Below are 26,945 nucleotides of genomic sequence, written 5' to 3'. Positions count from 1 at the left end.
GCGCAGCCGGGCCTCGGGCTAGGGAGAAGCCATGTCGATCTTGGAATATGCCAACCCCGTCAAGTTCATGCGCACCTCCGGCGCGATCCTGCCCTATGCGGTGGCGGGGGCGGCGCTTTGCACCGTCTCGGGGCTGGTCTGGGGTTTCCTGACGCCGCAGGACTACAAGCAGGGCGCCACGGTCAAGATCATCTTCCTGCATGTGCCGGCGGCGCTGATGGCGATCAACATCTGGCTGATGATGCTGGTCACCTCGCTGATCTGGCTGGTGCGGCGCCACCATGTCAGCGCGCTGGCCGCCAAGGCGGCGGCGCCGGTCGGCGCGGTGATGACGCTGATCGCGCTGATCACCGGCGCGATCTGGGGCCAGCCGATGTGGGGGACATGGTGGGAATGGGACCCGCGGCTGACCTCGTTCCTGATCCTGTTCCTGTTCTACCTGGGTTATATCGCGCTATGGGCCTCGGTCGAGAACCCGGACAGCGCCGCCGATCTGACCGGGGTCTTGTGCCTGGTGGGCTCGGTCTTTGCGCTCTTGTCGCGCTATGCGGTGAATTTCTGGAACCAGGGGCTGCACCAGGGCGCCTCGCTGTCGATGGCGCCGGGCGAGCGGATGGCGGCGGTCTATCGCTATCCGCTGTATCTGACCATGGCCGGGTTCTTTCTGCTGTTCCTGTCGCTGCTGCTGATCCGCACCCGGACCGAGATCCGCCGCCGCCGCCTGGCCGCGCTGCTGGCAAGGGAGAATCGCGCATGACCGAGCTCGGCAAATATGCCGCGACCGTGTTGGCCGCCTATGGCGTCAGCCTGGCGCTGCTGGTGGGAATCGTCGTGCAAAGCGTGCTGGCCAATGCCCGCGCGCGGCGCGACTTGCAGGAGCATGAACGCCGTGGCTAGGATTTCCCCGCTGATGCTGCTGCCGGTGGCGGTGTTCCTGGGCTTTGCCGGCATGGCCGGCTGGGCGCTGATGCGCCCGGATCCCGAGGCGGTGCCCTCGGCCTTCGTCGGGCGCGAGGCGCCTTCGGTCGGGGCGGCGGCGCTGCCGGGCAAGGTGCCGCTGACCGACGAGATGCTGCGCCGGCCGGGGGTGAAGCTGGTCAATTTCTGGGCGAGCTGGTGCCCGCCCTGCCGGGCCGAGCATCCGACGCTGACGGAACTCTCGAAGCGCCTGCCGGTCTATGGCGTGGACCTGAAGGACCCCGAGGCGGCGGCGCTGGGGTTCCTGTCCGATCATGGCGACCCGTTCCACGCGCTGGCCGCCGATCCGCGCGGGCGGGTGGCGATCGACTGGGGCGTGACCGCGCCGCCCGAGACCTTCATCATCGACGGTTCGGGCCGCATCCTTTACCGCCATGCCGGGCCGCTGGTGCGCGAGGATTACGCGAACCGTTTCCTGCCGGAACTGGAGAAGGCGCTGGCCGGGCGGTGATGCTTCGCCGCCGCATGAGTATTTGGGGAACGAAGAAGCCGGGGCGGAGGCTTTCCAAGCCCGGCGCCCGGCGGTAAGAGGGCCGGGCTTGCAAGAGGCCCGTCATGTCGCAGAATCCAACGACCATCGCTCCGCAACCCGGCATCATGGAGATCTCGCTTTACGAGGGCGGGGCCGCCAAGGTGGCGGGGGTCGAGAATGTCGTGAAGCTTTCCTCGAACGAGAATCCCTTCGGGCCTTCGGAAAAGGCGCGTGAGGCGGTAATCCGGGCCGCGCATGCCCTGCATCGCTATCCCAACACCGATCACGCCGGGCTGCGCGCCGCCATCGGCGAGGTGCATGGGCTGGACCCAGACCGCATCATCTGCGGCGTGGGTTCGGACGAGATCATCCATTTCCTGTGCCAGGCCTATGCCGGGCCGGGGACCGAGGTGCTGTTTACCGAACACGGTTTCCTGATGTACCGCATCAGCGCCCATGCCGCCGGGGCGACTCCGGTGTCGGTGCGCGAGCGCGACCGGGTGACCGATATCGACGCGCTGATCGCCGGGGCGAGCGAACGGACGCGGCTGGTGTTCCTGGCCAATCCGAACAATCCGACCGGCACCATGGTCGGCCTGCCCGAGATCGAGCGGCTGGCCCGCGCCGTGCCGCAGGCCATCGTGGTGGTCGACGCGGCCTATGCCGAATATGCCAGCGATTACGACGGCGGCGCCGAGCTGGCGACCCGACTGCCCAACGTGTTCATGACGCGGACGTTTTCCAAAATCTACGGCTTGGGCGGGCTGCGCGTCGGCTGGGGCTACGGGCCGCGCGGGATCGTCGATGTGCTGAACCGCATCCGCGGGCCCTTCAACCTGTCCAATGTCGCGCTGGAAGGGGCCGAGGCCGCCATGCGCGACCGCGAGCATATCGCCCGCTGCCAGGCCGAGAACGCCCGCATGCGCGCCTGGCTGGCCGAGGCGCTGGCCGAGAAGGGCGTGCCCTCGGACACCTCTTGCGCGAATTTCATCCTGGCGCGTTTCGACGACCAGGCGACGGCCGAATCCTGCGACGAGTATCTGAAGGCGCAGGGGCTGATCGTGCGCCGCGTCGGCGGCTACGGGTTGCCGAATTGCCTGCGCATCACCATCGGCGACGAGGCCTCTTGCCGCCGGGTCGCCCATGTCGTCGGCCAGTTCATGGCCGAGCGGGCGGGGCGGCGCTGATGGCCGTGGTCTATGATCGTGTGGCGCTGATCGGGCTGGGGTTGATCGCCGGGTCGATGTCGCTGGCCATGCGCGAGGCCGGGCTGGCGCGCGAGGTGGTGGGCTATGCCCGCAGCGCGGAGACCCGCGACACCGCGCGCGAGATCGGGCTGGTGGACCGCGTGACCGGGACCGCCGCCGAGGCCGCCGAGGGTGCGGACCTGGTGGTGCTGGCGGTGCCGGTGGGCGCCATGGGCGCGGTCGCGGCCGAGATCGCGCCGGTGCTGAAGCGGGGCGCGACGGTGACCGACGTGGGCTCGGTCAAGCGCGCCGTGGTCGAGGCGGTGGCGCCGCATATCCCCGAGGGCGTGCATTTCATTCCTGGCCACCCCTTGGCCGGGACCGAGCATTCCGGCCCGCGATCTGGCTTCGCGAGCCTGTTTCGCAACCGCTGGTGGCTGCTGACCCCGGTCGAGGGCAGCGACCCCGAGGCGGTGGCGCGGCTGGCCGGGCTGATCCGCGCCATGGGCGCCAATGTCGAAGAGATGGATGCGGCGCATCACGACCTGGTGCTGGCCGTGACCAGCCACACGCCGCACCTGATCGCCTATACCATGGTCGGCGTGGCCGATCACCTGAAGCGGGTGACGGAAAGCGAGGTCATCAAATATTCCGCCGCCGGCTTTCGGGACTTCACCCGGATCGCGGCTTCGGACCCGACCATGTGGCGCGACGTGTTCTTGCAGAACAAGGATGCGGTTCTGGACATCCTGGGCCGCTTTACCGAGGAGCTGTTCGTGCTGCAACGCGCCATCCGCATGGGCGACGGACAGCATCTGCACGACTATTTCACCCGCACCCGGGCGATCCGGCGCGGCATCATCGAGGCCGGGCAGGACACCTCGGCCCCGGATTTCGGCCGCAGCCAGGTTTCGGGCAAGGACGCCTAGCGGCGCGGAAACGTCGGTGCCGGGCCCAGGGTCAGCGGCCCGAGGCTGATCTTGCCCTCGGCCATCCGCAGCGGCAGGCGCAATTCGCCCGCGGCGGGGGCGGGGAAGTCCATCCCGGCCGCCGGCATCGGCAGCTCCGAGATATTGCGCAGCATGGTCCCGGCCAGCACCACGATCTTGCGCGGGATCAGACCGGCCTCGGCCGCCGCATCCAGAAACGGGCGCGCGTCGGGGGTATAGACCGCCAGAACCCCCTCGGCGCGGCCCTGCGCATCGGCGCGGATCTCCCCCCGGATGCGGGCGCTGAGCCGGCCCAGCGTCAGTTCCGCGCCGTCGAGGCGCAGTCCGACCGGCAACGGCATGGTCTCGGGCGTCAAGGTCAGGGGCGAGGGCGTGCGGTCGAGCCATAGCCGGCCGCGGGCCGCCAGGTTCAGCTTGCCGGGCAGCGGCAAAGGGTCCGCCAGCGCCTCGGGGGCAAGTTCGCGCAGCGTCAGGGTCACGTCATAGATGCCGGGCTCGGCCAGGTCCGCCCGGGCGTCGAACCCCTGCGCCAGCGGCGCGCCGTCCAGCGTCAACGGCCCCGAACGGGTGTCGAAAGCGCCGACCTCGGCCCCGGCGAGCGGGCGCAGCCGCAGGCCGGCATGGGTGTCGGTCAGGCCCAGCATCCTCGGGCCGCAGCCGGTGTCGAAGGCGGCGCTGGCCGGCAGGTCCAGTCGCAGCGTGGTCGGGTGCAGCGGGCTGAGCCACAGCTCGGTCTCGGGCAGCGCCAACCTGCCGGTGGGCAGCATCAGTTCGACCCCTGCCGCGCTGACGCCGATGCGGCCGGGCCGGCGCATCTCGTGCAGCGCGCCCACCTGAATCGCGGGGTCTTGCGCGGCGTAGCGGCGCAGCTCGCGCGCCAGCAGGCTTTCGCCCCCCAGCCACAGCCCGCCCAGCAGCAGGGCAAGGACGGTCAGCCACAGAAGCAATCGGCGCATGGTTCCCCCGTCATGGTCGAGCCGTCTTGGATCGGCCGCCATGCTGTCCTAAGTTTTCCCGCAGCGGAAGTATGCGGCGATCGGGGTAAAGAATGGGTGAACAGCCGGAGCATTGGGTCTTTGCCTATGGCTCGCTGATGTGGAACCCCGGTTTTCCGGTGGCCGAGATGGTGCAGGCGCGGCTGGAGGGCTTTGCCCGGCGCTTCTGCCTGCGCTCGATCTCGTTTCGCGGCACGGCCGAATCGCCGGGGCTGGTCCTGGGGCTCGACATCGACCCACAGGCGCATTGCGTGGGCCTGGCGCTGCGGGTCGCCGCGGCGGACTGGCCCGCCACGCTGTCGGGGCTGCGCGAACGCGAACTGAGCACCTCGGCCTATGCCGAACTGCTGTTGCCGCTGGCGCTGGCGGACGGGCGCCGGGTCGAGGCCATCGCCTATGTCATGCGCCGCGACCATCACGAATACTGGGCGCATCTGGGCCTGCCCGAACAGGCCGAGATCATCGCCCGCGCCCGCGGCGAGCGCGGAGCGAATGCCGAATACCTGTTCAACACCGCCATGCACCTGGCCGAGATGGGTGTCGAGGACCTGGAGATGGACGAGCTGTCGCGCCGGGTCCGGGCGCTTTTGCAGCCGGGCCGGGATTGAGCGCCTCGCCGCGCGCGCTTGCTTGGCAGCCGGCGATCCGGCCTCTACAGTCGGCCGCGAAGCAGGGAAGGGAGTGGAACTTGTCCCCGTCTGATGCCGAACCGCCCGAAACCCCGCCGGCCGCGCCCGACGGCCGCCGCACCCGCGCCGCCCGCCTTGCCGCCACCCGCGGGGCGGAACCGGGCGTGACCGGCCCGACCCAGCCACAATTCTCGCAGCCTGTGCGCCAGATCGTGCTGATGCTGATCGCGCTGGCGTTGGTCGTGGCCGGGGCCTGGTTCGCCTACGGCCGCATCCTGCGCATCTTTTCCTCGAACGAGGCGCTGAACGGGCTGATCCTCGCCGTCTTCGTGATGGGTGTGCTGGGCTGCTTCTGGCAGGTGGCCGAGCTGGTGAAGTCGGTCAGCTGGATCGAGCGATTCGCCGCCCGGCGCCGCAACGCCGCCGGTCGCGGCGTCGGCACGGCCGAGCCCGCCGATGCCGATCAGGCGCCGCGCCTGCTGGCGCCGCTTTCGGCGCTCTTGGGCCAGCGCGGGCCGGTCGGGGGCGTGATCTCGACCGAATCGTCGCGCTCGATCCTGGAATCGGTGGCGACGCGGATCGACGAGGCGCGCGACATCACCCGCTACCTTGCGAACCTTTTGATTTTCCTGGGTCTTCTGGGCACCTTCTATGGCCTTGCGACCACGGTGCCGGCGGTGGTGGACACCATCCGGGCGCTGGCGCCCAAGGAGGGCGAGACCGGGCTCGAGGTGTTCAACAAGCTGATGACCGGGCTCGAATCGCAGCTGGGCGGCATGGCCACGGCCTTTTCCAGCTCGCTCTTGGGCTTGGCCGGCTCGCTGGTCGTGGGCCTGCTGGAACTGTTCGTGACCCATGGCCAGAACCGCTTCTATCGCGAGCTGGAAGAATGGATGTCGGGCTTTACCCGCGTCGGCCTTGCCGGCGGCGAGGGTCACGGCCTGGGCGAGGCGGCGCTGGTCGATTTCGCCGAACGGGTCGAGGCGCAGCTGGCCGGCTTGCAGGACTTCTATGCGCAGCGCGACGAATTGCGCGACCAGGAGGCCGCGGCCGCCGACCAGCGCGCGCTGGCCCTGGCGCAGGGCGTTGAACAATTGGCGGGGCTTTTGGGCGATGATCGCGACCGCCTGGGCGCGACGCTCGCCGCCGAGCACGAGGCGACGGCGCGGGCGCTGTTCGGGGTCGAGCAGGGGCTGGCGGGGCTTGCCGCCGCGCCGCGCCAGGATCCGGGGCTGCTGGCTGCGCTGGACCGGCTGGCGGCAGGGCAGGAGCGTCTACTGGCGCTGGCCGGGCAGCCCGCTTTCGACGCGCCCGCGCTGACGCAGGCGCTGGAGCGGCTGGCGGCGGGCCAGGACCGGCTGGCGGCACTGGCCGAGACGCCGGCACGCGATCCGGAACTGGCCGAGACGCTGACGCGCCTGTCCGAGCGCCCGGCGCCCGACAACGGCCTGCTGATCCGGGCGCTGGAACGGCTGGCCGAGGGGCAGGACCGCATCCTGGAGCAGGCGCCGGGGCGCGCGTCCTCGGGCGACGATCCCGAGGCGCGGATGCGGCTGCGCTCGATCGATGTGCAGCTGGGCCGGCTGGTCGAGGAAGCCGCCAGCGGCCGCGACGGGCTGATCTCGGAACTGCGCGAGGACATGGCGGCGCTGACCCGCGCCATCCGTAATCTGGAGCGCGGCGATGGGGCTTAGCCGGGGCGGCGGCAACCGGTTCTCGGCCACGATCTGGCCGGGATTCGTCGATGCCATGACCGCGCTTCTGATGGTCATGATGTTCGTGCTGACCATCTTCCTCTTGGTGCAATCGGTGCTGCGCGACCAGATCACCACCCAAGACAGCGAGCTGGATCAGCTGGGCGCGCAGCTGGCGCAGCTGACGGCGGCGCTCTCGACCTCGCAAAGCCGGGCCGAGGGGCTAGACCGCGACCTGGGCGCCGCGCGCGGCCAGTTGGCCGAGGCGCAGGGCAAGATCGACGAACAGACCGAGGTGGCGCGATTGGCCGCCGCCCGGCGCCAGGCGCTGGAGGCGCTGGTCGCCGACCTGCGCCGCCGCAATGCCGATGCGGCGCAGGAACTGACCCGGACCCAGGCCGCCCGCACCGCCGATGCCGAGGCGGCCAAGGCCTTGCAGGACAAGCTCGCGCAATCCGATGCCGAACTGACCGCGATGACGATGGAACTGGAAGCCGCCCGCAAGCAGGCCGAAGAGACGCTGACCCTGCTCGCCGCCGCCGAGGCTGCCAAGAAGGATCTGGGCGACCAGGCGCAGGCCCAGGCGACCGAAGCCGAGAAGCAGGCCGCGCTGCTGGCCGTGGCGCAGCAGAAGCTCTCGGAGCAGGAGGCGCTTTCGACCGAGGACCAGCGCCGGCTGGCGCTGCTGAACCAACAGGTGCTGCAGCTGAACGACCAGCTTGGCAGCCTGCGCGCGGTGCTGGATGCGGCCGGCGAGGAGCGCAAGGCCGCCGACCTGAAGGTCGAGGACCTGGGCCAGCAGCTGAACCTGGCGCTGCTGCGCGCCGCCGAAGAAGAGAAGAAGCGCCGCGCGTTGGAGGCGGACGCCCGCAGCAAGGCCGAGGCCGAGGCCAAGGATCTGGCGCGCTATCGCTCGGAATTCTTCGGCCGGCTGTCGCAGATCCTGGAGGGCCGCGAGGGCGTGCGCGTCGTCGGCGACCGCTTCGCCTTTTCCTCGGAGGTGCTGTTCCCGGCCGGCGAGGCGACGCTGTCGCCCGAAGGTCGGGCGCAGATTGCCCGGGTCAGCGATCTTCTGAAGCAGATCTCGGCCGAGATCCCGCCCGAGATCGACTGGATCATCCGCGTCGACGGCCATACCGACAGCCAGCCGCTGTCGGGGCAGGGGCGCTATCGCGACAATTGGGAACTCAGCCAGGCGCGGGCGCTGGCTGTGGTGCGCTACATGGTCGAGGACCTGGGCTTCCCGGCCGACCGGCTGTTGCCGGCGGGTTTTGCCGATACGCGGCCGGTGGCCCAGGGCGACACGCCCGAGGCCCGGGCCCAGAACCGCCGCATCGAACTGAAGCTGACCGAGCGCTGACAGGCTGCTGAAAAATTCCCCGCGACGCGGCGCATTGGACGGAAAGCGGAAAATCGGCCTCTCAATCGTCTGCAAATGTCTGTTTCCCAAACAGATCTCGGTCGGTCGCTTAACGATTTTGCCGCCCCGACGCTGTCTCGGAACTCTTTTTCAGCAGCTTGCAAGCGAAACCGGATGCGGCCCGCAAGGCGCAGCCTTGGCCCTGTGCCTAGCGAATGCGCCGGCCGCGGGTGCCGCGGGCCGTTGCTAGGATCGGCCGTCAAGGGCGCCCAGGCGCGACTGGCCGGTCACGACCGAAGGGGGCTGCGGGACGGCGGTCAGGGCAGGGCCGGCGACGGGTCGGCCAGCGGGCGGATGCGCAGTCTGGTGATGCGGTTCTCGCGCCGGGCCACGACCTCGAAGCGATAGCCCTGGAAGGAAAACACCTGACCCGGCGCCGGGATGGATTGCGCCATGTGGATGACGAGGCCGGCGACGGTATTGGCCTCGTCGTCGGGCAGCGTCCAGTCCAGCGCCCGGTTCAGGTCGCGAATGGTCGTGGCCCCCTCGACCAGATAGTCGCCCTGGGCGTTCGGCCGCAGCAGGGGCGCGGCCGCGGCATCGTGCTCGTCGGTGATCTCGCCCACGATCTCCTCGAGGATGTCCTCCAGCGTGATCAGCCCGCGCAGGCTGCCGTATTCGTCCACCACCAGCGCGAAATGGGTGTGACGCCTGAGGAATTCTCGCATCTGCTCGTCCAGCGGCGTGGTCTCGGGCACGAAATAGGGCGGCATGGCGATGGTCATCAGGTCGAAGCCGCGCAGCGCATCCGGCCCGCCTTCCTGCAGCGCCCGGTGCATGCCGCGCAACAGATCCTTGGCATGGATGACGCCGACGACGTTCTCGCGCTCGTCCCGATAGACCGGCAGGCGGGTGTGCGGGCTTTTCAGCACCAGGTCCAGCACCGCATCGGCCGACAGCCCGGCGTCGATCATCCGGATGTTCGAGCGGTGCAGCATGATTTCCTCGACCGAGCGCTGCCCCAGGTCCAGCGCCCCCATCAGTAGGTCGCGATCCGCCTTTTCGACGGTGCCGCTGGACTGGGCGATGGCCAGCGCGCCGGCGATCTCCTCCTGGACCGAGAAGACATGGTCGGTCCGCGCGGCCCGCCGGCCGAAGGGCGCCAGCATCGCGCGCACCAGCCACCGCGCCAGCGCGACCAGCGGCGCCGCCAGCCGGGCGAAGGCACCAAGCGGCCGGGCGACACGGCAGGCCATGTCCTCGGGCGCCCGCAGGCCGAGGGCACGCGGCAGGGCCTCGGCAAAGACCAGCACCAGCGCCAGGATCGCCGGCACGGCCAGGGCCACCGCCAGCGCGCCCGGGCTGAGCCGCCATGCGAACAGCGCCGTTGCCAGGCTGGCGGCCAGGATCACCGCCGCGTTCCGGCCCAGCAGCACCGCGCCGATCAGGTTTTCGCCCTCGGCCGCGATCTCCAGCGCCCGCCGGGCACCGGCATCGCCCTTGTCGGCGCGGGCGCGCAGCTTGGCGCGGCTGGCGGCGGCCAGGGCCGCCTCGGTGCCCGAAAGCCAGGCCGCGACGGCCAGCAGCAGCAGGATCGCGGCTGCGGTCAGCCAGAAGCCGCGGTCGAGCCCAGCGGCAAGCGCGGTCACGATTCGTCGGCCTTCGGATGCGGCTTGGCCAGCGGATGGTGGTTCAGCACCAGCTCGCGCATGCGGGCGTCCAGCACATGGGTATAGATCTCGGTCGTGCCCAGATCGGCATGGCCGAGCAGGGTCTGGATCGCGCGCAGGTCGGCGCCGCCCTCGAGCAGATGGGTGGCGAAGGCATGGCGCAGCACATGGGGCGAGACCCGGGCCGGGTCGATGCCGGCGGCCAGTGCCAGCTGGTGCAAGAGGCCGTTCATCGCTTGGCGGGTCATGTGCCCCTCGCGCGAGGCGGCGGGGAACAGCCAGCGCGCGCCCTTGCCGGCGACCAGCCGGCCCAGCGGGCTGGCCTCGGGCGCGTTGTCGCGCAGCGCCAGCCAGGCCGACAGCGCGCGCCGGGCCGGGCTGCTTAGCGGCACCATGCGCTCCTTGCCGCCCTTGCCGCGGATCAGCAGCAGCGCCGGGTCGCCGCGGCAGGCGCCGACCGGCAGGGCGACCAGCTCGCTGACCCGCATGCCGGTGGCATAGATCAGCTCGATCAGCGCCAGGTTGCGGGCGCGTTCGCTGTCGCTGCGGCCCAGCCGGGGCAGAGCGTCGAACATGGCCTGCACCTCGGCCCGGTCCAGCACCTTGGGCAGGCGCTGCATCCGGCCCGGACCACTGATGCGCCCGGCGGGATCGTCCTCGCGCCAGCCTTCGTCCAGGGCGAAGCGCATGATCTGGCGGATCGCGGACAGCCGCCGCGCCCGGGTCGCGCGCGACAGGCCCTGGGCGTCGCAGAACCCGAGATAGTCCTCGATCCCTTCGCGCGGGACGGTCAGCAGCGTCAGCCCGCGCCCCGCCAGCCAGCCGGCAAAGTCCTTGAGATCGCGGCCATAGGCCAGGAGCGTATTGCGCGCCGCCCCCGCCTCGGCCGCCTGCGCGTCGAGGAAGGCCGAGATGCGGCCCTGGTCGCCGAACCTGTCGCCCGATCCGGCCATGGGGTCAGGGCGTTCCGCCGCCGGCGGGCGGCAGCATCACCGGCGCCAGCACCAGCTCGACCATGGCCTGGCGAGCGATTTCCTGCTGGCCGAGCACGCGCAGCACCCGCAGCCCTCGCGCGGCCCGCGGCAGGTCGCCGTCGAGCCCGGCATCGACGTCGGCGATGGCCCCCAGCAGCGCCTCGCCGCGCTTGTCGGCCAGGATCAGCCGCGCCGCCTCTTCCGGCACGTCCCGTTCCGAGGGGCCCAGGAAGGCCGGGAACAGCAGCGCCGCGCGATCCTCGCCCTCTCCGGTCGGAGGCGCGGCTTCGGGTTCGCCCTCGGCGAAATGCAGCAGCCAGAGGTCGAAGGCCGCGGCATCGGCGGGCGGGTCGGCCACGACCTGCGGCTGCGCCGCCTGCAAGGCCAGCCACAGCGCGATGCGGCCGGGCTGGCCGTCCAGACCCATGGCGCCGACCTCGGCCCCGGCCATCTCGGCCAGCGCCGGCCCCAGCCCGGCCGCGACCATGGCCTGAAAGGCCGGCGGCAGCGCTGCGGCGGTGGCGTCGGGATCGCGCTCGGCAAGCGCCGCCGCCAAGGCCTGGACGGCCGCCGCCCGGTCCCAGACCCCGCCCGAGGCGGCAGGCTTCTGTTCCAGGTAGATCGCGCGCAGCTGCGAGGCGGGAATCGCACCCGCCCGCGCCAGCCGCTCGGCCGCGTCCAGCCGCGCCTTCCAGCCGCCGTTCTGGTCCAGGTCGGCCAGCGCGAAGGCCAGAGGCAGCGCCGAGGAGGGCAGCGGCTGCCCGATCGCCTCGTAAAGCCGCAGGTCCAGCGGCGTCGCCACCAGCGGCGGCGGCAATTCGTCGCTGCTGTCGGCATAGCCGTCGTCCAGATAGCGCGCCAGCAGCGCCGCCATCTGCGGGTCGATTTGTCCCAGCCCCTCGGCGCCGTGAAAGACCAGCGCCGCCGCGGTCCAGTCGCCCCCCAGCGCCAGACAGAAGATGCGCGCCGGGAAGCTGGGCGCGACGCCGGGCGTGCGGTCCATGGTCTCGCAGGCCTGCGCCTCGTCGCCGGAAAGCAGCGCGATGTCGAAGAGCCGCCGGAACCGCTCGGGGTCGCCGGGACCGGCGGCCTTCAGCAGTTCCTTGGCGGCGCCGGTCGCGCCCATGTCCAGAAGCTTGTCCACGCGGGCGAGAAACAGCGCGCCGTCCTGGCCCGGCGCCGCCTGCGGCGGGCGCAGCTGCGCGGCCAGCAGGCGCCGTTCGAGCCGGCGCAGGGCGGGCAGGCGGGGGCTGGACTGGCGGATCAGCCGGATCAGCACCTCCGAATCGCTTTCGCCCCACAGGCCCGGCGGCAGCCCCGCCGCGCGGGGCGAGACGGTACCCTTGCCGTCCGGATTGCCCTCGCCCAGCCGGGTGACGCCGACGGGTTCGACCGCGCCCGAAGGGGCGATCTCGCGCTTGGTCTTGCGCTTCAGCTCGGGCGGGCGCGGATCGCCGGGCCGCCAGGACGAGATGTTGTCGGGCTGCTGCACGCTGCCCGACAGCCAGTCGCTGGCCGAAAGCGGCGGCTTCGCCAGCGCCTGCGGGGCGCCGCCCAAGCCGGCCGCCAGCGCCAGCGCCAGGGCCAGACGCTCAGTCGAGATCATCTTGCGCCGCGCCGGTCGCGCCGGCCGCAGGGGCGGGCTGGGTGGTCGGGGAAGGCGCCTCGGGCGCGGTGGCGGCGGGTTGGGCCGGCACCGGCGCGCCCAGGTCCAGCTGGACCGGCGTCCGCATCTCGCGCGGGTCGGAGGTCATGTCGCCGAAATAGGCATAGCCTGCCAGCCCCGCCAGAATCAGGATGACCAGAACAACCACAATTTTCAAAAGCCGCATGAAAATGCCCTTTCCGCCTCGAACGACTGCCGGTCTCTCGCCGGTTCGCGCGAAATATATATGGCATTTCCCGAAAGATCACGCCATCAGTCACAACCGTTGCAAATGATGGGAATCCGGTGGGGTGATGCGGCGGAATATCGTGCTGATCGGGATGATGGGGGCGGGAAAGACCGCCATCGGCAGTGAACTGGCGCGCCGCCTGCGCCGGCCGTTCGCCGATACCGATACCGAGATCGAGCGCGCCGCCGCCATGACCATCCCCGAGATCTTTGCCCGCGACGGCGAGGAATTCTTCCGCGCCCGCGAATCGGAGGTGCTGTCGCGGGTGCTGGCCCTGGGCGACAGGATCGTCTCGACCGGCGGCGGCGCCTGGATGCGGCCCGAGAACCGCAGCCATATCGCCGAGAACGGCGTCTCGGTCTGGCTGGACTGCGACCTGGACACGCTCTGGCACCGGGTCCGGCACCGGCCGACGCGGCCGCTCTTGCAGACCGCCGATCCGCGCGGCACCCTGCAGCGCCTGATCGCCGAGCGCGGGCCGGTCTATGCGCTGGCCGACATTCGCGTCCCCGCGCAGCGCGGCGACAGCATCGAGGAAACCGCGAGCCGGGCCATGGACGCCATCAGGGCGCATGATCCGAAGATCCTGGAGGTCAAATGAGCATCGACACCGTCCGCGTGGACCTGGGCGCGCGCTCCTACGACGTGCGCATCGGCCAGGGCCTGCTGGGCCGCGCCGGCGACGAGATCCTGGCGCTGGCGGGCAAGCGCCGCGTCGCCATCCTGACCGACGAGACCGTCGCCGCGCTGCATCTGCCGGCGCTGCAGGCGGCGCTGGCCCGCGTCGGCATCGAGGCCCCGGCGCTGGCCCTGCCCGCGGGCGAGGCGACGAAATGCTGGTCCCGGCTGGGCGAGGCGGTGGAATGGCTGCTGGCCCAGCGGATCGAGCGCAAGGATCTGGTGATCGCCCTGGGTGGCGGAGTCATCGGCGACCTGGCCGGCTTCGCCGCCGCCATTCTGCGCCGGGGGGTGCGATTCGTGCAGATTCCGACCACGCTTCTGGCGCAGGTGGACAGCTCGGTCGGCGGCAAGACCGGCATCAACAGCCCGCATGGCAAGAACCTGATCGGCGCCTTTCACCAGCCGGCGCTGGTGCTGGCCGACATCGACGTGCTGGGCACGCTGGCGCCGCGCGATTTTTGCGCCGGCTATGGCGAGGTCGCCAAATACGGGCTTCTGGGCGACGAGACCTTTTTCGACTGGCTGGAGGCCAATGCCACCGCGCTGGCCACGGACCCGGGCCTGCGCCAGCGCGCCGTGCGCCATTCGGTGCAGATGAAAGCCGGCATCGTCCAGCGCGACGAGACCGAGCAGGGCGAGCGCGCGCTTCTGAACCTGGGCCATACCTTCGGCCATGCGCTGGAATCGGCGACCGGCTATTCGGACCGGCTGCTGCATGGCGAGGGGGTGGCGATCGGCTGCGTTCTGGCCTTCGACCTTTCGGCGCGGATGGGCCTGTGCAGCCAGGAGGCGCCTTCGCGCGTCGCCGCGCATTTCGCCGCCATGGGCCTGCCCGCCCGCATCGCCGACATCCCGGGCGACCTGCCCGACGACGAGGCGCTGATCGGGCTGATGGGGCAGGACAAGAAGGTGCAGGACGGTCGGCTGCGCTTCGTTCTGGCCCGCGGCATCGGCCGGGCCTTCGTCACCGACGAAGTCGCCCCCGACCAGCTGCGCGCCGTCCTGGCCGAATCGCGGCGCTAGTCGTCCTTGCGTTCCCGTTCCTCGGCCTGGAGATCGGGCAGCAGCCCGGAATCGACCAGCCCCTCGCCATGACCGGACAGGTCGCGGGGCGAGGTCGGGCGGTCGGCGTCGCGCGCGATGCGCGGCGGCACCTCCTCGTCATGGCCGAGCTTGGCGTCGCGGTCGCGGCGCAGCGCCGCCCGTCCCAGCATCAACAGCGTGATCGGCGTCGTCGCCATGATGAAGATGCCGATCATCAGCTCGTGCACGACGATGCGGCCCTCCAGCAGCGTGAACATCAGCATCGAGGCCAGGATGATCAGCAGCGTGCCGTAGCTGTAGCCCAGGGTCGGCGCGTGCAGCCGCTGGTAGAAGCTCTTCAGCCGCACCAGCCCGACGCCACCCAGCACGGTCAGCGTGGCGCCGGACACCACCAGCACCGCGACGATCAGCGCCGCCCAGGGCGGCAGCAGTTCGAGATGTCTCATTCGATCACCTCGCCGCGCATCAGGAACTTGGCCGCGCAGACCGTGGTGACGAAGCCCAGCACGGCGATGACCAGCGCGCCCTCGAAGAAGAAGACATTGCCGTTCACCATGCCGATGACCAGGAACAGCAGCATGGCGTTCATGTACATCGTGTCCAGCGCCAGCACCCGGTCCTGGGCGCGCGGCCCGCGCAGCATCCGCCAGCAGGACAGCGCCAGCGCCAGGATCAGGGCGATCTGGGCATAGCCAAGGGCGAAGCGGAGAATCTCGGCCGTCATTCAAAAATCTCCATCAGCAGCGCTTCGTAGCGGTCGCGGATCAGGCTTTGCCAGTCGTCCTCGCTGCGCAGGTCGAGGACATGCAGCAACAGCCTGCCGTCCTCCTGCTCGAACTCGATCCAGGCGGTGCCCGGGGTGGCGGTCAGGATGATCGCCATGACTGCAATGGCGTTCGGATCGCGCAGTTGCAGGTGCAGCTCGACGAAGCCCGAGTGATAGGCCGGATGGTCGGGTCCCAGCACCAGCACCCGCGCCACCGCCAGGTTCGAGCGCAGGATGTCGCGGGCGACGATCAGCATCAGCACCGGGATCGCCAGCCAGCGGCGGAACTTGGGCCGCGGCGGATGCAGGTGTTCTACCGCCCAGCCGGCGACCAGCGCGATCATCGTGCCCAGCAGCAGGTTGCCCAGCGAAAAGCTGGTCAGCACCAGCCACATCAGCACCAGCGCCGCCGAAAGCACGGGATGGGGGACGGCGCGGCTCATGGCTGCGCCTCGGCCGGCGCCGGGGCCCCGTCGTCAGTACCATTGTCGCCGGCATCCTTGTCGCCGGCGGCGGGATCGGGTGCGCTGTTCTGCGCCGGCGCGGCGCGCACGTCCTTGGCCCCGGCCAGCACCGCCTTGCGATAGACCCCGGGCTCCAGCAGGGCCAGCGCGGTGTCGCGGGTATAGGTCATCACCACGTCCGAACGTACCGTCTGCAACCCGATCATCGCCAGCAGCATGACCACCGGCACCACCTCCAGCGCCAGGATGCGCGGGGTCGGGCCCTCTTCGGCCCAGAAGCGGCGGATGCCGAAGCGCATCAGCGCGATCAGCGCTCCCAGGCCCGACAGGATCAGCATGGCCGCATAGCTCCACAGGATCACCGGCACGGCGCCCGAGGCGTTCAGGTTGTCGCGGATCGCCCCCTGCAGGATGGCGAACTTGCCGACGAAGCCCGGCAGCGGCGGCAGGCCGGCGATCATGGCCGCGACCAGCGCAAAGCAGATCGCCATGGTCAGCCAGCTGACGGTGCGGGTGCTGGCCGGGGCGGTGGTGTCCTCGACGCTGTCGAGGCCCATCGGCTGCCAGCGCTCGCTGAGCGGATCGGCGTCGTCCTCGAAGCTGGTCTCGTCGTCGCCCTCGTCGCCGCGGCTGACCGGCTCGGCGATCAGGAAGAAGGCCGAGATCGCGGCGGTCGAGCCGACCAGGTAGTAAAGCGCGCCGCCCAGCATCAGCGCCCCGCCGCCGGCCTGGGCGAAGCCGATGGCCGACAGCACCGTCCCCGACGAGATGATCGCCAGGTATCCGCCCTTGCGCACCAGCTCGGGCGTGCCCAGGATGCCGATCATGCCGAAGCCCATGGTCAGCAAGCCGCCGATCATCAGCGCCGGCGCGCCGAACCCGGCCGAGGGCCCGGAATCCGGTCCCAGCACCAGAAGCGACAGCCGCAGGATGACATAGATCCCGACCTTGGTCATGATCGCCATGATCGCGGCGGCCGGCGGCGAGGCCGCGCCATAGGTCGGCGGCAGCCAGAAGCCCAGGGGCCAGGCCGCGGCCTTGATCAGGAAGGCCAGGCCCAGGAAGGCGGCGGCGGTGTGGAACAGCATCCGCTCGGCATCGTCGAGCCAATAGAGCGCGCGGCCGATGTCGGCCATGTTCAGCGTGCCGGTGGTGCCATAGACCAGCGCCACCCCGATCAGGAAGAACAGCGAGGCGGCCAGGTTCACCGCGATGTAATGCAGCCCGGCCTTGATCCGCTCGGGGCCCGAGCCGTGCAGCATCAGCCCATAGCTGGCCGCCAGCATGACCTCGAAGAAGACGAAGAGGTTGAACAGGTCCCCGGTCAGGAAGGCGCCGTTCACCCCGGCCAGCAGGAACTGGAACATGCTGTGATAGTGCTGGCCCTTGCCGTGCCAGCCGGCGGCGGCATAGATCAGCGACGGCCCGGCCAGCAGCGCGGTCAGCATGACCATCATCGCCGACAGCCGGTCCAGCACCAGGACGATGCCGATAGGCACCGGCCAGTCGCCCAGGCGATACAGGCCGACCACGGTGCCGCCCTGCTCGCTGGCGGATTTCACGTCCGACATCAGCTCGACCGAGGCGAGGAAGGTCAGCCCGACCGCCACCAGCCCCAGCACCAGCTTGGTCTGGCGGTTGCGGTCGTTGTAGAACAGCATCACCGCCCCCGCCAGCAGCGGGATCAGGATCGGTGCGATCATCAGGTGGTCGGGACCGGCGCCGGGATCGATCATGGCTTGCGCTCCCGCCCGTCGACATGGTCGGTGCCGGTCACCCCGCGCGAGGCGATCATCACCACCAGGAACAGCGCCGTGGTGGCGAAGCTGATGACGATGGCGGTCAGCACCAGCGATTGCGGCAGCGGATCGGCATAGGCGGTCGGATCGACGAAGCCGCCCTTGGGCATGATCGGCGCCGCACCGACGTAAAGCCGGCCCATCGAGAAGATGAACAGGTTCACGCCATAGGCCAGCAGGCACAGCCCGACGATCACCTGGTACGAGCGGGGACGCAGCAGCAGCCAGACCCCCGATCCGACCAGGATGCCGATGGCAAGGGCAAGGATCAGTTCCATCAGACGGTCTCCTCGGGCGTGTCGGCTGGCGTCTCGGCCGGGCGCTGGCGCGGGGCGACGCGCAGCGACTGGTGGGCGATGGCGATCAGCATCAGCACGATGGCGCCCACCACCAGCGAGAACACCCCCAGGTCGAACAGCATCGCGGTCGAGAAGGGCACCTTCCCGATCACCGGCACGTCGATGTATTGCGCATGGGCGCTGAGGAAGGGATAGCCGAAGATCCAGGCGCCCGATCCCACCGCCATGGCGATCATCAGCCCCGTGCCCATCCAGCGCACCGGCAGCACGGTCAGCCGCGCCTCGACCCAGCGCACGTTGGCGGCGACATATTGCAGCAGCAGGCCCACGGCCAGCGTGACACCGGCCGCGAAGCCGCCGCCGGGCAGGTCGTGGCCGCGCATGAACAGATAGGACGACAGCGCGATGATCGGCGCGAACATCCATTGCATCAGCACCGAGGGCACGAAGAGATAGGCCTCCAGCGCCTGTTCCTCGGCATCGAGCTGCGGGCGCGGGCGCTCGACGCTTTCGGGCGCCGGGCGGAAACGGCGCAGCAGCGCATAGACGGTCAGCCCGACGATGGCCAGGACGGTGATCTCGCCGAAAGTGTCGAAGGCGCGGAAATCGACCAGGATGACGTTGACGACATTGGTGCCGCCGCCCTCGACATAGGCGTTGCGCAGGAACCAGTCGCCGACCGAGGCGCCGGGCCGGGTCAGCAGCACCGCCAGCGCCAGCGCGGTCATGCCGGTGCCGCAGGCCAGCGCGATCAGGAAGTCGCGGAAGCGGCGCGAACGCGCGGCGAAATTCTTGTCGCCGGCGATTTCCTCGTCGCGCTTGGGCAACCAGCGCAGGCCCAGGAGCAGCAGCACCGTGGTCGCGATCTCGACCAGAAGCTGGGTCACGGCAAGGTCGGGGGCCGACAGCCAGACGAAGGTCGCGCAGGTCACCAGCCCGGCGCCACCCATCAGCACCAGCGCTGCGAAACGGTGGTATTTCGCCTGCCAGGCCGCCCCCAGCGCACAGGCGCCGCCCACCAGCCACAACAGCGCAAACACCAGTTCGCTGGCGCCGATGCGCGGCATGGGCACGTTCCAGTCCAGCCTTCCCACCGCGAACCAGCTTGCCGCCAGCCCCAGCAGGACCATGGCGCGCAGCTGCGTCTGCAGCCCGCTGGCGGACAGCACCCGCAGCGCCAGCCGCGGAACGCGCAGGGTGAAGAGCTGCAGCAGCCAGTCGAAGCCGCGCCCGAAGTCGAGCCGCCGCATCAGCCGGGTGCCGTCCTCGCCCGAATCGATCAGGCGGCGGGGCAGCAGATAGAGCAGCGCGCCCAGCCCCATGGCGATCAGGCTCATCAGCAGGGCCGGGGTGACGCCATGCCAGACCTTCAGGCTGAAATGCGGCATGTCGGGGCCGACGACGGCCAGGCTGGCGGTTTGCAGCCAGGGCCCCAGCACCTGCTGCGGCAGGATGCCCACCGCCAGGCAGATCGCCACCAGCACCGCGACCGGCAGGCGCATCAGCAGCGGCGGCTCATGCGGCTCGTGCGGCAGGTCGGTGGCGGGCGGGCCGAAAAAGACGGTGACGATGAAGCGCAGCGAATAGGCGGCGCTGAAGGCCGCGGCCACCACCGCGACATAGGGCGCGAGATTGTCGAGCGGGCTGCCGTTGTTCCAGACGTAGAGCGCCTCGAAGAACATTTCCTTGGACAGGAATCCGTTCAGCAGCGGCACCCCCGCCATCGCTGCCGAGGCGATGATCGCCAGCGTGGCCGTCACCGGCATGGCGCGCGCCAGCCCCGACAGCCGGCGCATGTCTCGGGTGCCGGTCTCGTGGTCGATGATGCCGGCGGCCATGAACAGCGAGGCCTTGAACACGGCGTGGTTGACGATGTGGAACACCGCCGCGACCAGCGCGAAGGGACTGCCGATCCCGGCGAGCGTGGTGATCAGCCCCAGGTGGCTGATGGTCGAATAGGCCAGAAGCCCCTTGAGATCGTGGCGGAACAGCGCCACCACCGCCGCCAGCAGCAGCGTCGTCAGCCCGACGCCGGTGACCAGCTGGAACCACTCCTGCGTGCCCCCCAGCGCCGGATGGAAGCGCAGCAGCACGAAGACCCCCGCCTTCACCATGGTCGCGGAATGCAGGTAGGATGAGACCGGCGTCGGCGCCGCCATGGCGTTCGGCAGCCAGAAATGGAACGGGAACTGCGCCGATTTGGTGAAGGCGCCGAACAGGAAAAGCAGCAGGATCACCGGATAAAGCCGGTGGCTGGTGATCAGCGGCCCCGCCGCCAGCACCCGGTCCAGGTCGTAGCTGCCTGCGATCTGGCCGATCAGGATCATCGCCACCATCAGCCCCAGCCCGCCCGAGGCGGTGACGATCAGCGCCATCCGCGCGCCGTCGCGCGCGTCCTGACGCTGGAACCAGTAGCCGATCAGCAGGAACGAGACGAGGCTGGTCAGTTCCCAGAACACCACCAGCATGATGATGTTGCCCGACAGCAGCAGGCCCGACATGGCGCCGGAAAAGGCCAGCAGGCAGGAATAGAGCCGCGGCACCGGGTCCTCGGGCGCCATGTAATAGCGCGCGTAGAGGATCACCAGGAACCCGATCCCGGCGACCAGCACCATGAACAGCCAGGAAAACCCGTCGATGCGGAAGGTCAGGTCCAGCCCGATCGAACTGACCCAGCGGAAGGTGCCGGTGATGATGCCGCCATCGGTCACCGCCGGATAGAGCACGGCCAGGATCACCAGCGCGACGATCATCGTCAGCCCGGCGATCCAGGCTTCGGCATTGCGCGCCCCGATGGGCATGGTGGCCGCCAGGGCGGCTGACACGAATGGAGTCAGAACAAGCAAGAGCAACAGGTTCTGTTCGACCATTGGCGTCCTTTTCCGGTTCGGGGGCTGCACGCAATCATAGCCGCCGGCAGGCCGAAAACACAACCGACACGGTCGAGAAAAAAGACGCAAATCGGCGGTTCAACGATTTTTTTATCGCCCGCCGCGGCCGCCGTCCTGCGGCCCGCCGCGGCGGCGGGGTCAGGCCCGTCCGATCCGGGTCACGTCCTGGACCTGTCCGCCGGTCAGCATCAGTTCGACCGGCAGCGGATGGCTGATGAAATACAGCGGGCTCGCCGTCGGGCCGTAGGCGCCGCAGGCATGGATCGCCAGCAGGTCGCCGGCCTCCAGCCGGGGCAGGGCGACGCCGCCGCCGAGCTTGTCGATCGAGGTGCAGAGCGGGCCCGAGATGTCCTGCTTTTCCTCGGGGCGGGTGCCGTCCTCTTCGCCGCCGATGCGGTGCATGACGTAATTGCGCCGCAGCACCATGCCGAAATTGCCCGAGGCGGCGAGGTTGGCGTTCAGCCCGCCGTCGCAGATGGCGATTCGGCTGCCGCGCGACTGCTTGACCGCAACCACGCGGGTCACGAACCAACCGGCCGGCCCGACCAGATAGCGGCCCAGTTCCAGCACCAGCCGAGTCGCCGGGAAGCGTGCGGCAAAGGCGTCCAGCTCCGGCCCGATCTCGGCGGCGATGGCGGCCAGGTCCAGTTCGCTGTCGCCGGGATGGTAGGGAATGCCCAGGCCCGAGCCGAAGATCAGCTTTTCCGGTGTCAGGTCCAGCGCGGCGCAGGTCTCGGAAAAGACCTGCATGAAGATGCGCCAGTTCTCGCAGATCGCCTCGGGCTTCAGGCATTGCGTGCCGGAATAGATGTGCAGCCCGATCAGCCGCAGGTTCGGCAGCGCGGCGATGCGGGGCAGGGTCTCGGCCGCCTCCTCGACGTCGACGCCGAAGGGGCTGGGCCGGCCGGCCATCTGGTCGCCGAACCCCTTGGGCACGCGCGCTGGGGCCAGGCGCACCAGCACCGGCTGCACCACGCCCAGTTCGGCGGCGATGGCATCGGCAAGCTCGGCCTCGCGCAGGCTTTCCAGCACCAGCTCGCCCAACCCGCCGGCAATGGCGGGGCGCAGCTCGGCCTCGCGCTTGGCGGGGCCGGTGAAGCTGATCCGCTCCGCCTCCCAGCCGGCTTGCAGGCCCAGGTCGAACTCGCCGCCCGAGGAAATGTCGAGATAGTCCAGCCGATCCCGCATCCAGCCCAGCAAGGCCGGATTCGGATTGCTTTTCACCGCGAAGCTGACCGCGAACCAGCGGCCCAGATGGGCGCGCAGATGCGCCAGCCGCGCCTCGGCCACATCGGTGGAATAGACATAGGCCGGCGTGCCGAAGCGGTCCGCCGCCTCGGCCAGCTGCCGGTCCAGCGTAGGGCGGTCGTCAACCAAGGCTGTCGGCATAGGCCATGATCGCGTCGATGGTGTCGAAATTGTCCAGCGTCACGTCCGCTGGCTGGATATGCGACCCGGTCTTGTCCTCGACGAAGGCGATCAGCCCGACCATCGAGACCGAATCCAGCATCCCGGTCGAAAACAGCTCGGTCTCTCCGTCGATGGGCTGGTCGATGTTCAGCTCGCGCTGGATATAGGAAATCAGGGCGTCCTTGCTCAGGCTCATGGTGTCATGCCTCTGTCAGTCTTGCGGTGGCGGCTTTGGCTGCCGAGATGATGGCGGGGCGATCCAGCTTGCCGCTGGCGGTGCGCGGCATGGCGCCGTCCCAGGCATGGAATCGCTGGGGACGCATGTAATGCGGCATGGCGCGGGCACAATGCGCCGCAAGCGCGGCCTGGTCGGCCTGCGGCAGATAGGTCACGGCGACATGGACCGCCTGGCCCAGGTCCGGGTCCTCGCCCCCCCAGGCGACGACATCGGTGACAAGCCCGCTTTGCGACAGCGCGTCCTCGACCTCGGTCGGCGACAGCCGGAAGCCCAGCGTCTTGATCATCTCGTCCATGCGGCTGACGAACCACAGATCGCCGTCCTCGTCCACCCGGACCAGGTCGCCCGACCAGACCACCGGCGCGTCGCCGATCAGATGCGCAAGCTCGGGGCAGGGGCGGATCTTTTCCGCCGTCACCTCGGGCTTTTCCCAATAGCCCATGCTGACCAGCGGGCCGGCATGGACCAGTTCGCCCTGTTCGCCGGGGCCGGCGATCCCCTCGCCGCGCTTGATGGCAAAGACCTGCGCGTTCGGGATCTGCCGGCCGATCGAGCCCATTTTGGCGGCGAATTTCTGCGGCGGCAGGTAGGTCGAGCGGAAGGCCTCGGTCAAGCCGTACATCAGATAGATGTCCACGCCCGGAAACACCTTGGGCAGCAGTTCCAGGATGTTCGGGGGGATCTTGCCGCCGGTGTTGGTGATGCGCTTCAGCGCCGGCAGCGCGGTCGGGTTTTCGTCCAGCAGCCGCACGATCTGGTTCCACAGGGGCGGCACCCCGGCGATGCCGGTCACCGCCTCGGCCTTGGCCATGCGGATGATCTCGGCCGGCATGGTCAGCGGCTGGTGGACCACGGTGCCGCCGGTCAGCAGCATGGTGGTGAGCTGGTTCAGCCCGGCATCGAAACTGTAGGGCAGCACGGACAGCAGCCGGTCGCTGTCGTCCAGCCCCAGATAGTCCGCGACCGAGATGGCGCCGACGCGGATATTGCGATGCGACAGCATCACCCCCTTGGGCGCGCCGGTCGAGCCCGAGGTATAGATGATCATCGCCAGCCCCGCGGGGTCGGATTCGTCGGGCGCGGAGCCGCTGTCGGCGGGAAGCGCCGTCCAGGGGTCCGCGCCCTGGACAAGGCCCTCGGCCTTGCCCTGAACCAGGTAAGCCGTGCCCGAGGGCAAGGCGTGATCGCCGGCCAGCCCGGCCAGCGCATTGCGCGGCAGGATGACCGCGCGCGCCCGACAGTCGCGGGCGACATAGGCCAGCTGCGCCGGCGTCCAGCGGATGTTCACGTTCACGACCACCGCGCCCAGCTTCCAGGCGCCGAACATGGCCGCGACCTCGTCGATGCCCTTGCGCAAATGCACGATCACCCGGTCGCCTGGCCGGATGCCGCGGCGCGCCAGCCAGTCCGCCACGCGCCCGGCCTCGGCCGCGAGTTCGGCATAGGAGGCCGTGCGGCCCTGATCCACCGCCGCCGGCTTTTCGGGCCGCACGGGCAGGTTGTCGGCCAGCATGCGCCACATGTTGCGGTCGAAATCATCCTTCATTCGCAAGAGCCTTCTGTTCGGCGGGTTTCGCCCCGGCCGCGGCGCCGGCGGGCTTCTTCGCGGCAAAGATCGGCAGGCTGGGATAGATCTTGGCGGGCGACCCGATCACCACCGAATCCGACGGCACGTTGGTCGTCACCGCGGTATTCGCCCCGATCCGCACCCGGTCGCCGATCCTGATCGGCCCCAGCACGCAGGAATTCACCCCGATGAAGACGTCATCCCCGATCACCGGGGCGCCGGAGCGCATGTTGGTGCCGATGGTGACGTTGTGCATGACGCCGCAGCGGTCGCCGATGACCACGTCGGGATGGATCGACAGCGAGCCCTCGGCGTGGATGATGTGGAAATCGGCGCCGATCCGGACCTGCGGCGGGATCCAGACCTTGGTGACGTTCAGAATCAGCAGCTTCATCAACGCATAGGGCTTGTTCGCCAGCCAGCGCAGCGCCGGGCTTTTCAGCCCGATCGCCCAACGCCCGTAACGATAGATCGCCAGCGAGACGAAGGCGGGTTCCGTCAGCGAGCTGCCATGCCGTCGATAATCCGCCCTGAGAGTCTTGAACATCACCATGCACTTACGAATGAAATCGGTAGGAAATCGGTCCAGTCGCCCCATATTCCGATGTCTTGCCGGAAACTCAACCTGACTGTTAGGACGGGTTTTACGGATTTTCGGCCGCGATCAGGTCCAGCGTGCGGCGCAACTGGTCCCATTCCACCCGGTAGCCGCGCGCCGTTCCCTTGCCCACGACCATGGCATAGCGCTGCCGCCAGCAATCCGTCAGCAGCTTCAGCGAGGTGGTGACCCGGTCCGCGGGCTGAAGGGTCAGCAGCGTGCCGCCGGCCGGCATCGCGATGACGCCATGCGCCAGCTGGCTGCCCTCGACGCCGACGATCATCCGCGCGGCGCCGGCCGCCTCGATCATCCGGTCGGCATCGTCGCGGTCGACGTAAAGCGTACGGAAGCCGTATTCGACCTCCAACCGCTCGGCGATCTCGGCCTCGTTTTCCAGAATGCGGGCGTCGCCGCTGCCGCCGCGGAAGATGAAGACGCCGGGCAGCGGCTTCAGCGCCCGTTCCGCGACCAGCCGGGCGCGGTTCTGCTGCGCCCGGTCGCGGCGGCTGCGGTTGTTGTGCAGGTCGTCGAAGAGCACCAGTTCGTCGAAATGCACATCGTCGATCCGGCGGGGGACCAGGCCCAGCAATTCCTCGTAGCGTGCGATGTGTCCGCCGCGCACCGGCGCCGAGGTCACCGGATCGCCCGCGGCCTCGGCCTCGGCCAGCCGATAGGCGAGGCAATCGTTCAACAGCCAGTTGCCGAACCAGCGGTTGCCGATCCAGCTTTCGTAGAGCGCGCCCGAGATGGCCTCGCGCGGGCGGGGATAGGTCAGGCCCGAACGCTTGCGCTGCCGCAAGTGGTGCTCGCCGCCGCGCGCGTGCAGGACGCCGTCGACGAAATCCACGTCGCGGAAGCGATAGCCCATGGTCGGCGGCGTCGGCTCGGCCGGGTGGCCCTGCATCTGCGCCAGGATGTCCGGCAACCCGCCGAATTCGGTCTGCGCGATCTGCTCGACCTGGTCGGGCAGCCAGATTCCGGGGGCGATCTCGACCTCTTCCGTCGGGCAGATCTCCCAGCGTTCGACGGCGGCGTCGAAGAATTCTCCCCGTTCCGATCCTAAAAAACGGCGCAGGCGGTTATGGATCGGTCTGAGGGAATGCATGGCGGCTCGGATGGCTGGATCGAATCGTATTTAGGGGCTGGGGCGTCGGGTGCAAGCCGGATCTAATCGCCTCCGGCGGCCGAAGGGGTGTGCAGCGCCTGGATCAGGCTTTCGGCGATCATGGCATGATCGGCGGCAGAGGGGTGCCACAGGCAGGCGTCGCGCCGCGGATTGGCCAGGATCACCAGCCGGTTGCCGATGCCCTTGCCCGTCAGCAGTTCCGAGGCGGCGCGATGCGCCTCGACCAGTTCCGGACCGTATTCGCCGAAGGCCAGCAAGACCATCAGCGCGCCGGGATTTTCCCGCGCGCGTGCGGCGGCGAAATCGGCCAGCGCCGGGCCGAAGTCGTGGCGCAGCTGGCTCTTGTCGGTCCAGCGCTCGCCCGGTGCCAGGGCCGAGCCGAAGACGTTCGAGCCGAGCCCGATCACGACGATCCCTGCCGGCCGCTGGGGCAGGGCGGGCGCGGCGGGATCGCCGGGCAGGGCCAGCGGATAGAGTCGATCCATGGTCTTGTCGGGATCGGCGCCGCCGTAGTTGCGCAAAAGCCCGATGCCCGAGCGGGCGATGATCCGGTAATCCGCACCCAGCGCCGCCGCCACTTGCGGGCCGAAGCTGCGGCTGGTGTCGGTCGCGGCATAGATTTCCGCGTCGTTGCAATCGCGGCGCTTGGCGGTATTGGCAAAGCCCACCGTGTCGGAATCGCCGATGAACTCGATCAGCCGCGCCGCCGGCGCGGGCGGGGGCAGGGCGTTCGCCGGATCGTCCAGGAAGAAGCCGCCGAACAGCGCCGGCCCCGGCGATTCGCTGATCTTTTCGGCGCGGATGTCATGGGGACCCGGCGCCAGCCCTTCGATCCGCAGGTCCTGGGTGCCGGGCCGCGAAACCTCGACCGACCGGCCGTCCAGCACCACCCGCCAGCGATTGATCGCATCGTCGAATCGCAGGCTGATCCCGGTCCCCTCGAAGCGCGCCATGGCGTGAAAGCCCGGCCATTCGTGGCGGTAGCCCTGGCCCGAGGCACCGGCCGCCGCGCGCCCCGTCGCCACGGAGGGCAGTGCGGTCAGCCCGGGCTGGGGGGGAAGCAATCGGGCCTGAAATGCCGTGCCCTGGGCCAGGCCCAGTTGCGGCACGGGCGTGACCGGACGCGACGGCTCGGGCCAGGCAAGAAAGCCGCCCAGCGTGGCAAGCGCCAGGCCCAGCAGCACGGTGCCGATCCATTTCATCCGTGCAGAACCCATTGCCACCTTCCGTCCCTGGCCATTCCGACCCCGACCACGCC

Annotated in this window: 27 protein-coding genes; 10 read left to right on the top strand and 17 right to left on the bottom strand. The window is 69.7% G+C overall.

From position 1 onward, the window contains the following. Positions 1 to 31: 31 nt before the first annotated feature. The 5 genes from JCM7685_RS08965 (at position 32) to JCM7685_RS08945 (ending at position 3,566) form a co-directional block, all read left to right on the top strand. The gene (locus JCM7685_RS08965) at positions 32 to 757 is read left to right on the top strand and encodes a heme ABC transporter permease (protein WP_074966756.1); all 726 of its coding nucleotides are present in this window, start codon (positions 32 to 34) and stop codon (positions 755 to 757) included. Then, positions 754 to 897, top strand: coding sequence for a heme exporter protein CcmD (gene ccmD, locus JCM7685_RS08960; RefSeq protein WP_074966755.1), 144 nt, complete (start codon positions 754 to 756; stop codon positions 895 to 897). Before JCM7685_RS08965 ends, ccmD begins: the two co-directional genes overlap by 4 nt. Before the next feature lie 13 nt (positions 898 to 910). Next, entirely contained in the window at positions 911 to 1,429 is a 519-nt protein-coding gene (locus tag JCM7685_RS08955; protein ID WP_074966754.1) for a DsbE family thiol:disulfide interchange protein, read from the top strand. A 104-nt stretch (positions 1,430 to 1,533) separates the two neighbouring features. Beyond that, positions 1,534 to 2,637: a histidinol-phosphate transaminase gene (gene hisC, locus JCM7685_RS08950; RefSeq protein WP_074966753.1), complete on the top strand. Its 1,104-nt coding sequence runs from the start codon at positions 1,534 to 1,536 to the stop codon at positions 2,635 to 2,637. Continuing rightward, positions 2,637 to 3,566, top strand: a complete 930-nt coding sequence (locus JCM7685_RS08945; RefSeq protein ID WP_074966752.1) for a prephenate/arogenate dehydrogenase family protein — start codon at positions 2,637 to 2,639, stop codon at positions 3,564 to 3,566. Before hisC ends, JCM7685_RS08945 begins: the two co-directional genes overlap by 1 nt. Here the strand turns inward: JCM7685_RS08945 and JCM7685_RS08940 are convergent. Then, positions 3,563 to 4,543: a DUF2125 domain-containing protein gene (locus tag JCM7685_RS08940; RefSeq protein WP_231964607.1), complete on the bottom strand. Its 981-nt coding sequence runs from the start codon at positions 4,541 to 4,543 to the stop codon at positions 3,563 to 3,565. The two genes, JCM7685_RS08945 and JCM7685_RS08940, sit on opposite strands and share 4 nt — an antisense overlap. A 92-nt stretch (positions 4,544 to 4,635) precedes the next feature. Between JCM7685_RS08940 and JCM7685_RS08935 the strand changes: the two genes are divergently transcribed. From JCM7685_RS08935 to JCM7685_RS08925, 3 genes are all read left to right on the top strand, one after another. Continuing rightward, positions 4,636 to 5,190, top strand: coding sequence for a gamma-glutamylcyclotransferase (locus JCM7685_RS08935; protein ID WP_074966750.1), 555 nt, complete (start codon positions 4,636 to 4,638; stop codon positions 5,188 to 5,190). Between the two features lie 80 nt (positions 5,191 to 5,270). After that, positions 5,271 to 6,905 (top strand): hypothetical protein, encoded by a 1,635-nt coding sequence (locus tag JCM7685_RS20750; RefSeq protein WP_074966749.1) that lies wholly within the window; start codon positions 5,271 to 5,273, stop codon positions 6,903 to 6,905. Then, positions 6,895 to 8,265, top strand: a complete 1,371-nt coding sequence (locus tag JCM7685_RS08925) for a peptidoglycan -binding protein (protein WP_074966748.1) — start codon at positions 6,895 to 6,897, stop codon at positions 8,263 to 8,265. Before JCM7685_RS20750 ends, JCM7685_RS08925 begins: the two co-directional genes overlap by 11 nt. 317 nt (positions 8,266 to 8,582) lie before the next feature. On the opposite strand, the gene JCM7685_RS08920 is transcribed toward JCM7685_RS08925, so the two are convergent. The 4 genes from JCM7685_RS08920 to JCM7685_RS08905 are packed head-to-tail and all read right to left on the bottom strand — an operon-like array spanning position 8,583 to position 12,741. Then, positions 8,583 to 9,914 (bottom strand): HlyC/CorC family transporter, encoded by a 1,332-nt coding sequence (locus tag JCM7685_RS08920; protein ID WP_074966747.1) that lies wholly within the window; start codon positions 9,912 to 9,914, stop codon positions 8,583 to 8,585. Further along, the gene (locus JCM7685_RS08915) at positions 9,911 to 10,888 is read right to left on the bottom strand and encodes a tyrosine recombinase (RefSeq protein WP_074966746.1); all 978 of its coding nucleotides are present in this window, start codon (positions 10,886 to 10,888) and stop codon (positions 9,911 to 9,913) included. The genes JCM7685_RS08920 and JCM7685_RS08915 overlap by 4 nt, the downstream gene beginning before the upstream one ends. Positions 10,889 to 10,892: 4 nt before the next feature. Beyond that, a complete protein-coding gene (locus JCM7685_RS08910; protein WP_074966745.1) occupies positions 10,893 to 12,515 on the bottom strand; it encodes a hypothetical protein in 1,623 nt (540 codons plus the stop codon). Beyond that, entirely contained in the window at positions 12,502 to 12,741 is a 240-nt protein-coding gene (locus tag JCM7685_RS08905; RefSeq protein ID WP_074966744.1) for a hypothetical protein, read from the bottom strand. The genes JCM7685_RS08910 and JCM7685_RS08905 overlap by 14 nt, the downstream gene beginning before the upstream one ends. A gap of 127 nt (positions 12,742 to 12,868) precedes the next feature. Between JCM7685_RS08905 and JCM7685_RS08900 the strand changes: the two genes are divergently transcribed. Together JCM7685_RS08900 and aroB are read left to right on the top strand one after the other, a co-directional pair. Beyond that, on the top strand, positions 12,869 to 13,405 hold the full coding sequence (locus JCM7685_RS08900) for a shikimate kinase (RefSeq protein WP_074966743.1): 537 nt from the start codon (positions 12,869 to 12,871) through the stop codon (positions 13,403 to 13,405). Further along, complete coding sequence (gene aroB / locus JCM7685_RS08895) at positions 13,402 to 14,508, top strand: 3-dehydroquinate synthase (RefSeq protein WP_074966742.1); 1,107 nt, start codon at positions 13,402 to 13,404, stop codon at positions 14,506 to 14,508. The genes JCM7685_RS08900 and aroB overlap by 4 nt, the downstream gene beginning before the upstream one ends. Here aroB and mnhG read toward each other — a convergent pair. From mnhG to JCM7685_RS08835, 12 genes are all read right to left on the bottom strand, one after another. After that, positions 14,505 to 14,975 carry a monovalent cation/H(+) antiporter subunit G gene (mnhG, locus tag JCM7685_RS08890; protein WP_074966741.1) on the bottom strand — a complete coding sequence of 157 codons (471 nt, stop codon included), beginning with the start codon at positions 14,973 to 14,975 and terminating at the stop codon, positions 14,505 to 14,507. The two genes, aroB and mnhG, sit on opposite strands and share 4 nt — an antisense overlap. After that, positions 14,972 to 15,253: a K+/H+ antiporter subunit F gene (locus JCM7685_RS08885; RefSeq protein ID WP_074966740.1), complete on the bottom strand. Its 282-nt coding sequence runs from the start codon at positions 15,251 to 15,253 to the stop codon at positions 14,972 to 14,974. Before JCM7685_RS08885 ends, mnhG begins: the two co-directional genes overlap by 4 nt. After that, positions 15,250 to 15,738 (bottom strand): Na+/H+ antiporter subunit E, encoded by a 489-nt coding sequence (locus JCM7685_RS08880; protein ID WP_074966739.1) that lies wholly within the window; start codon positions 15,736 to 15,738, stop codon positions 15,250 to 15,252. The genes JCM7685_RS08885 and JCM7685_RS08880 overlap by 4 nt, the downstream gene beginning before the upstream one ends. After that, the gene (locus JCM7685_RS08875; protein WP_231964606.1) at positions 15,735 to 17,495 is read right to left on the bottom strand and encodes a monovalent cation/H+ antiporter subunit D; all 1,761 of its coding nucleotides are present in this window, start codon (positions 17,493 to 17,495) and stop codon (positions 15,735 to 15,737) included. Before JCM7685_RS08875 ends, JCM7685_RS08880 begins: the two co-directional genes overlap by 4 nt. Beyond that, entirely contained in the window at positions 17,492 to 17,836 is a 345-nt protein-coding gene (locus tag JCM7685_RS08870) for a Na+/H+ antiporter subunit C (protein WP_074966738.1), read from the bottom strand. The genes JCM7685_RS08875 and JCM7685_RS08870 overlap by 4 nt, the downstream gene beginning before the upstream one ends. Beyond that, complete coding sequence (locus tag JCM7685_RS08865) at positions 17,836 to 20,727, bottom strand: monovalent cation/H+ antiporter subunit A (protein WP_074966737.1); 2,892 nt, start codon at positions 20,725 to 20,727, stop codon at positions 17,836 to 17,838. Before JCM7685_RS08865 ends, JCM7685_RS08870 begins: the two co-directional genes overlap by 1 nt. Positions 20,728 to 20,886: 159 nt before the next feature. Continuing rightward, entirely contained in the window at positions 20,887 to 22,125 is a 1,239-nt protein-coding gene (locus JCM7685_RS08860; protein ID WP_231964605.1) for a type III PLP-dependent enzyme, read from the bottom strand. Beyond that, positions 22,118 to 22,354: an acyl carrier protein gene (locus JCM7685_RS08855; RefSeq protein ID WP_074966735.1), complete on the bottom strand. Its 237-nt coding sequence runs from the start codon at positions 22,352 to 22,354 to the stop codon at positions 22,118 to 22,120. The genes JCM7685_RS08860 and JCM7685_RS08855 overlap by 8 nt, the downstream gene beginning before the upstream one ends. A gap of 4 nt (positions 22,355 to 22,358) precedes the next feature. Continuing rightward, the gene (locus JCM7685_RS08850; RefSeq protein WP_074966734.1) at positions 22,359 to 23,942 is read right to left on the bottom strand and encodes an AMP-binding protein; all 1,584 of its coding nucleotides are present in this window, start codon (positions 23,940 to 23,942) and stop codon (positions 22,359 to 22,361) included. Then, complete coding sequence (locus JCM7685_RS08845) at positions 23,932 to 24,510, bottom strand: serine O-acetyltransferase (protein WP_231964604.1); 579 nt, start codon at positions 24,508 to 24,510, stop codon at positions 23,932 to 23,934. Before JCM7685_RS08845 ends, JCM7685_RS08850 begins: the two co-directional genes overlap by 11 nt. 97 nt (positions 24,511 to 24,607) lie before the next feature. Further along, entirely contained in the window at positions 24,608 to 25,666 is a 1,059-nt protein-coding gene (locus JCM7685_RS08840) for a glycosyltransferase family 61 protein (protein ID WP_074966732.1), read from the bottom strand. A 62-nt stretch (positions 25,667 to 25,728) separates the two neighbouring features. Then, entirely contained in the window at positions 25,729 to 26,904 is a 1,176-nt protein-coding gene (locus JCM7685_RS08835) for an SGNH/GDSL hydrolase family protein (protein ID WP_074966731.1), read from the bottom strand. Positions 26,905 to 26,945: the final 41 nt, after the last annotated feature.

This window comes from Paracoccus aminovorans, assembly GCF_900005615.1.
GTDB classification, from domain to species: Bacteria; Pseudomonadota; Alphaproteobacteria; order Rhodobacterales; family Rhodobacteraceae; genus Paracoccus; species Paracoccus aminovorans.
This window is presented reverse-complemented; position numbering and strand designations above follow the sequence as displayed.